The organism is Halopenitus persicus (genome assembly GCF_900107205.1).
Taxonomy (GTDB): Archaea; Halobacteriota; Halobacteria; order Halobacteriales; family Haloferacaceae; genus Halopenitus; species Halopenitus persicus.
The window spans coordinates 1-6,179 of the sequence record NZ_FNPC01000023.1; the positions used below are offsets into that span (position 1 = coordinate 1).

At 63.1% G+C, this 6,179-nt stretch carries 6 protein-coding genes and 1 pseudogene; all 7 read left to right on the forward strand.

What is annotated here, in order from left to right; translation table 11 throughout:
- Positions 1-1,606 (forward strand): annotated as a pseudogene (locus tag BLV25_RS17610) (hypothetical protein); the annotation flags it as partial.
- Positions 1,607-1,696: 90 nt separating this feature from the next.
- On the forward strand, positions 1,697-2,143 hold the full coding sequence (locus BLV25_RS16515; RefSeq protein ID WP_092735453.1) for a hypothetical protein: 447 nt from the start codon (positions 1,697-1,699) through the stop codon (positions 2,141-2,143).
- Complete coding sequence (locus BLV25_RS16520; protein WP_092735454.1) at positions 2,140-3,117, forward strand: hypothetical protein; 978 nt, start codon at positions 2,140-2,142, stop codon at positions 3,115-3,117. The genes BLV25_RS16515 and BLV25_RS16520 overlap by 4 nt, the downstream gene beginning before the upstream one ends.
- 99 nt (positions 3,118-3,216) lie before the next feature.
- Positions 3,217-4,122, forward strand: a complete 906-nt coding sequence (locus BLV25_RS16530) for a hypothetical protein (protein WP_143114521.1) — start codon at positions 3,217-3,219, stop codon at positions 4,120-4,122.
- Between the two features lie 568 nt (positions 4,123-4,690).
- The gene (locus BLV25_RS16535; protein WP_176819536.1) at positions 4,691-5,050 is read left to right on the forward strand and encodes a response regulator; all 360 of its coding nucleotides are present in this window, start codon (positions 4,691-4,693) and stop codon (positions 5,048-5,050) included.
- A gap of 236 nt (positions 5,051-5,286) precedes the next feature.
- The gene (locus tag BLV25_RS16540; protein ID WP_092735458.1) at positions 5,287-5,829 is read left to right on the forward strand and encodes a DUF1102 domain-containing protein; all 543 of its coding nucleotides are present in this window, start codon (positions 5,287-5,289) and stop codon (positions 5,827-5,829) included.
- A 110-nt stretch (positions 5,830-5,939) separates the two neighbouring features.
- A partial coding sequence (locus BLV25_RS16545; protein WP_143114522.1) for a hypothetical protein occupies positions 5,940-6,179 on the forward strand: 240 nt, incomplete at its 3' end.

The window sequence follows — 6,179 nt, forward strand, 5'->3', positions numbered from 1 at the left end:
CGAGTACGTCCTCGACCGCCCGCTCCCCTGTCAAGAGCATGAGGGCCAACGGTGCCCCTACGCCTCGAAATGGGAGTTCGACCCCGACGAGTACGACGTCCTCATAGGCCACTACAACCACGCTCACAAACCGAAAGTCGCCGCCGGCCGGACGGTGGTTTTCGACGAGTTCCCCGACGCCTACGAAACGCTCCTCGGGCCGGAGCTCCAGGGCGCCGTATCGTATTGGCTCGAGGCGACCGACGGCGTCCCGTTCGACAGTTACACCGATCTCCTCGAGAACCGCGACGACGAAAGCCGGCGCGCCGACGCGCTACTGTGGTTCGACGAGCACGGTGTCGAACCCGACGAAACCCACGTATTCGACGACGCGAGCGCACACGCAGCCGCCCCGCTCGCCGTCTTTACCCTCCTCGCGAGCGACGACCTCGGGAACGGGTTTGAACGCGCCGAGCTCGAGGACATCGGCCTCGGTGTGTTCGACCGCGCTCGGGGCGGGGTGTCGGTGCTCCAGGCGCCGGCGCTGGAGTACGCGAGCGGTGTCGTCGCCCTCGACGGGACGCCGACGAAACGTATGTGGGAGCTCGCCCTCGGCGAACGACTGAATCACCGGCCGGTGCTCCAGGGCGAGGAGCGCGCCGAGTACGTTCGCGACGCCCTGAATCTGAATCTGGTTCGGACCACCGAGTACGTGAAACCGTACAACTCGGCCGACCACGTCAACACCGAACAGGACGCCGCCCTCCTCGAGGCGGTGACCGAGAAACACGGCGAACGGCCGTCGGTGATTACGACGACCACCGCCGAGCACGAATACGACGCCGACGGCGTCCTCGAGCACGTCGACGAAACGAAACACTACGGGAACGTCCTCGGCTCAAATGAGTTCGACGACACCCGGCTCGGCGCCGTGATCGGGAGCAACCACTACGGCGACCACTACATCAAGAAGTGGGGCGCCTACGCCGGCGGGGCGGTCGACCGAGGCGAGGAGAAAGGCGCCGACCTCTCATACAGCGGGTTCGGCGACGACGTCCTCCAGCATATGCGGGAGCACGACACCCTCCAGGCGGCCATGCGGTTCGGTCGCGACGGGAACGGCGCCGTCGTCTATGTGCACACCGACACCCTCCCCGAGTGGGTGCCGCTCGCCGGCGAGGGCCGGGTGCTTACGACCTGGAGCGACGGTATGCGGGACGTCGTCGACGCGCTCGAGGACCTCACCACGGCGACCACGGCGGACGTCGTCGCACACCCGGCGGTCGACCTCACCCGGCGACAGGTATTCAACAATCTGGAGGCGCTCCGGGAGCGGGGCGTCCTCGAGCGGGAACAGGACACCGAGGACGGCCGGCGGGTAGTGTGGCGCGACGACGGGTTACACCGGCTCGGCGAGCACGGCGAGGTGGAATTAGAACCCGTCGACCTGGAGGACCTCGACGACGACGAGGTTGAGGAAATTGCTCGTACTGTATACTATACGCCTAATTTCCTCAACTCTCTCGCCGAGGACGCCGGTTCGGTCGGTCGGCCGTCGCCGGAGGTGTCCGACCCGGCGCAAGCCGCTGCGAACGGGGGTGACCGCCCCCCCGATGACGCCGATTAGACCCACTCACACGGCCGAGGTACGCGGTTCCAACAGTTGCGACGCCGACACGCCTACGCCCCGCGACGCTATACACGGAGGTAACCGACTATGACCTCGTCGCAACAGACCGGCCGGAGTTCGGTTGTAGGGAGTAGTAGCCAACCGGACTACGCGGCCGTCAATATCCCGTCGAAACCGCCGACGGAGTACGACCACGTCGAACGGCGGGCCGAGCTCCTACAACAGGTTCGCGATCTCGGCCACCCGTCGATGATACACCAGGGCGAGGCGGCCGAACGTTACGGCGTGAGTCAACAGCAAATCTCGAAAGACCTCGACCGGATCGCCGAGTACGTCGGTGAGAACCTCGGCGCTCGGCATGAGCTCACTATCGACGCCGTCTTTCAGCGGTCGATACAGGGCCTCCTCGAGGAGGGAGAGTACCGGAAAGCCGCGAGGACGGCGAAGGATTACGACGAGTGGGTGACCGACCGAACCGACCTCGAGGAGATTCGCGAGCAACTCGAGTTTCTCAAAGACGTACACGACGTATGACCTCAATAGACGACTTCAAACACGACGTCAAAAGTATAGGCGACAAACAACTCGCCGACCTCGACACCGAGGAGCGACTTCGGTATTTCATCCAAGAAGCCGCCGAGGACCGCGAGGAGCGGATAGAGTGGCTCACCGAAACGGCGCCGACGAAACAATACGAGGCGACCGACCTCGAGTATACGGACGGGATAAAGAGATACAGTTTCCTCTCCCTCCAGGCGAGACATGGACTTCAGACGCTTTACCAGGCTATTACCGAGCGCGAAGCCGACCGCGACAGGTACATGGCGGTAATGCTGTTGAACGGGGTGCTCGAGCGACTATCCCAGGGCCATTTCACCGTCGACGAGTACGGGAACGCCGAGATACCGGGTTCATGGCCCGACGACTACGGGCCACAGTACGCCCCCGACACGTCGACGCTCGCGACGAAATACCGCGAGCTGTGGGAGGACGTCCCGGCCGAGCTCCTCCTCGAGGGGGACGACCGGAGTGGGACGTCGGAACAGTTCCCTCACCTCGCGGCGCTCGGCCTCATGGCGTATGCCGAGGACTATTCGGGGTTCGACGATGTCGACATAGACCGGATTCCGCCGGAGTTCGTGAGGGCAGAATTACAGCTCGCGAAGATGGTCGTTCATTTTCACACGCGGTTCCACGGGTGGCGTATCTTCGCCGAGAAGTACCTCGACGTCACTCTCGACGAGTTCTTAGCCATTATCCGCCCGCCCGAGGCGGCCGATTCCCCCCTCGACCCCTTCGCCCGCCCGCACGGTGTACCAGCGGTCGACGAGGAGCTCTGTGAAAACACTCTGTCGTACTATCGCGATTACCTCGAGGCGTATCAGTCTCTCCGCGAGGAGTACGCCGACCGGGCCGGGATGGAACGCCCCGACGCCCCGCTCGACCTCGACGACCGCGCCGAGGCGTTTGCTCAGGCGATAGGCGAGGCGGGTGTCGAACAGTATTGAGGTGATTCAGCTATGAAACGACTAACCGATCTCCAGCACGACGTCAAGAACGTACAAGATAACGTCCTCGGCGATCTCGACGCCGACGACCGGGTGCGAATGTTCCTGAAAGCGGCCGCCGGGGATCAGGACGACCGTATAGAAATGCTCCGGGATTCGGCGCCGAGATACGAATACGAAACCCGCGACCTGGAGTTTACCCACGGGGCGATAGAGGCGTTTTCACTCTCGAGTATGGCGAACGCCGAACTCGAGCGGCTCTATACGGCGATGATGATGTACGAAACCGCCCGGAATATGCACGTCGCCGTCGTCCTCCTCAACGAGGCGCTCGAGCAACTATCCCAGGGCCATTTCACCGTCGACGAGTACGGGAACGCCGATACGCCGGCGTCATGGCCTCACGACTACGGACCCCAGTACGACCCCGACGAGTCGCGCCTCGCCGGGAAGTACCGCGAGCTGTGGGAACAGAACGACCTCGAGTTAGCCTTTGATACCGAGGACCGTTCGCGGCCGTTTTTCGCGGCTCTGGCGGCCGACGGGTTACTCAGTTACCGAACCGAGGTGACCGAGAACTTTCAGCCGGCCGCTATGGCACGGGCGGAAAATCACCTCATGGAAACCGTCGTCGAGTTCTACCGAGCGTTTCACACCTACCGACGCCTCGCCGAGGAGCACCTCGACATGACGCTCGACGAGTTCCTCGGGGCGTCACAAACCGAGCGACTCCCGTTCGACGATCGGACGGGGCCGAGGCGGCTCACCGAGGAGAAGTGTCGTGACGTCCTCGAGCGTATGCAACAGTATATCGACGCCTACGAGGAGAGTCAACGGAAAGTCGGTGAGGTGCTCGCCGAAGGGCCGCCCGAAGGGTTCGACGGCCTCGAGGACATCCCCGTAGCCGAAACGGGCGAGCTCATGCAACAGTACGACCTCGACGACATGGTAGAGGCGGACGTCGCCGAGCTCGCCGAGGAGCTCGAGGACACCGCCGGATTCTGACCGCCGTTATCTCGGGGGCGCGCGACACCGTCAGAAAACCCCCGGCCGACGTGACCGACCAGGACACCTCCGGTCCCACGTATTCGGATAACCCCTATGGTCCGTATCTGTGACCCCACTCCCGTCGCGCCACCGACATCGGGGCAACGTTGGCGGGTTCGAACCGCCGGGACTGATGGGATCCTCCCGCTGGCGCGCCCTGCGTGGATAACGGTGCCTTCGCGCTGGTGAGCGGCCATTCGCGTGTTTCGCCCGAGGAGTTGGGCCAATTGTACCAATTTTCTCGTTTCACTGACGGAAGCACCCGAACGCCATCCCCACGGGACGCCCGCCCGTTCGCAATTTCGGATCCGGAATCCCATCCCGCCCAACCGGTGATCGTCCCACCATCGACACCGACCAATCTGCTGCAGGATCAAAACCGATGTCCGACCAATCGGCGATCAATCCCACACCTAACGCCACCCCGTCCTATTACAGGTTGGTTCCTGGGTGGAATGCCGACGCGAATCCCGGAAAACGTGTTGAGCATTTAACTAATCCCCCGCCAGATAACACAGTCCTCCGAATGGTCGACGTCCTCCTCGTGGAAGACACCGATATGCAGCGCGCGCTCCTGCGCGGGTTTCTCACCCCGGAACACACGGTCGTGGGGGTCGCCGAGACCGGCGAGGAGGCGATCCGCGAGGCGGACCGCACCGCCCCGGACGTGGTCGTGATGGACATCGACCTGCCCGGCACCGACGGGATCGAGGCCACTCGGACGATCAAACGGGCCAACCCTGAGGTCGCGGTCGTGATGAGCACCGCGATGGTGACCGCGGAGATTCGCGACCGCGCCACGGACGCCGGCGCCGACGCCTACCTCACCAAACCCTTCAGCAAGGACGACCTGCTCGCCACGATCGACGAGGCGTGTGGGCGTTGATCGTGGTGCGTGGTACCACCAAACTCCAACGCTACACGCCAACACACCGAACCCTTCAAACCCTCGAATTCGGCACGTTAGGGTGCCCTAACTACCCGATACCGGATCGTTAGGATGCTCTAACTACTGGGTAGGTCGGGCTTACAATGATGGTAGGGGTATATGTATGCAATAGAGACGCCGGCCGGGGGCACCGACGCCCGCCGCGCTGACGCGTACACAAGGAGACAACAACTATGGCACGACCCAAAGGAAAGCTGCTTGCGCTGGTATTGATCTTCGGAGCGATCACGGTCGTCACGGCCACGGGCGCGTTCACCACGGTGGAAGCGGAACGGACCGCCGAAGTGAACGTCGCCGGTGACGCGAACGCGCTCGTCGGGCTCGAACCCGGTAGCGGTGCTGGGGCAGACGGATACGTCGACAACAGTAGCGCCGAGATCCAGATCAACTTCGCAGGTGAGAACGGGGAGGGTGTGAACCTGAACGCCACGACCGAGTTCGATAACATCCTGCAGATATCGAACAATGGCGCGAACGAGGTCAACATCTCCGTCAACACCATCGGCGCCAATGAGCAGTACGTGAGCGTGTACAACGGAACGGACTACACGGACGACTCACAGGAGATCACGAACGGAACGAACACCGTCACCGTGCCGTCCGGAGAGATGATCGAAGTGTCCATCCGGATCGACATCACCGGAGATGACACGCTCTCGAAGAACGATGAGCTCCTCAGCAACATCGAGATCGTCGCCGAGAGCACGGGTAACTAACCCAGTCTCCCCTCACAACGATTCGGCTCGCCCTCACTGAGCGACGTTCGGTATCACGTCTCTCCTGACGGAGGACGGTTCATTACACCACCACTAGCCACCACGCCACAATGAAACTCCGCTCCATCACCGCCGCGCTCGTCGTACTCTTCGCGCTCGGCGCGGTAGTGGCGACCGGAGCGGTGCTGGGGACCGCGGGCTCGCCGACCGAGAACCTTTTTAACGGCGAGCCGGACGTCGAGTTCGGCGCGACCAACGGCACGAACGGGAACTACGTCGTGAGCGACGACGACGGCGAGCTCCGGATCGACCTCACGGATCCGGGCGTGAACGCGGAGGCGTACACGACC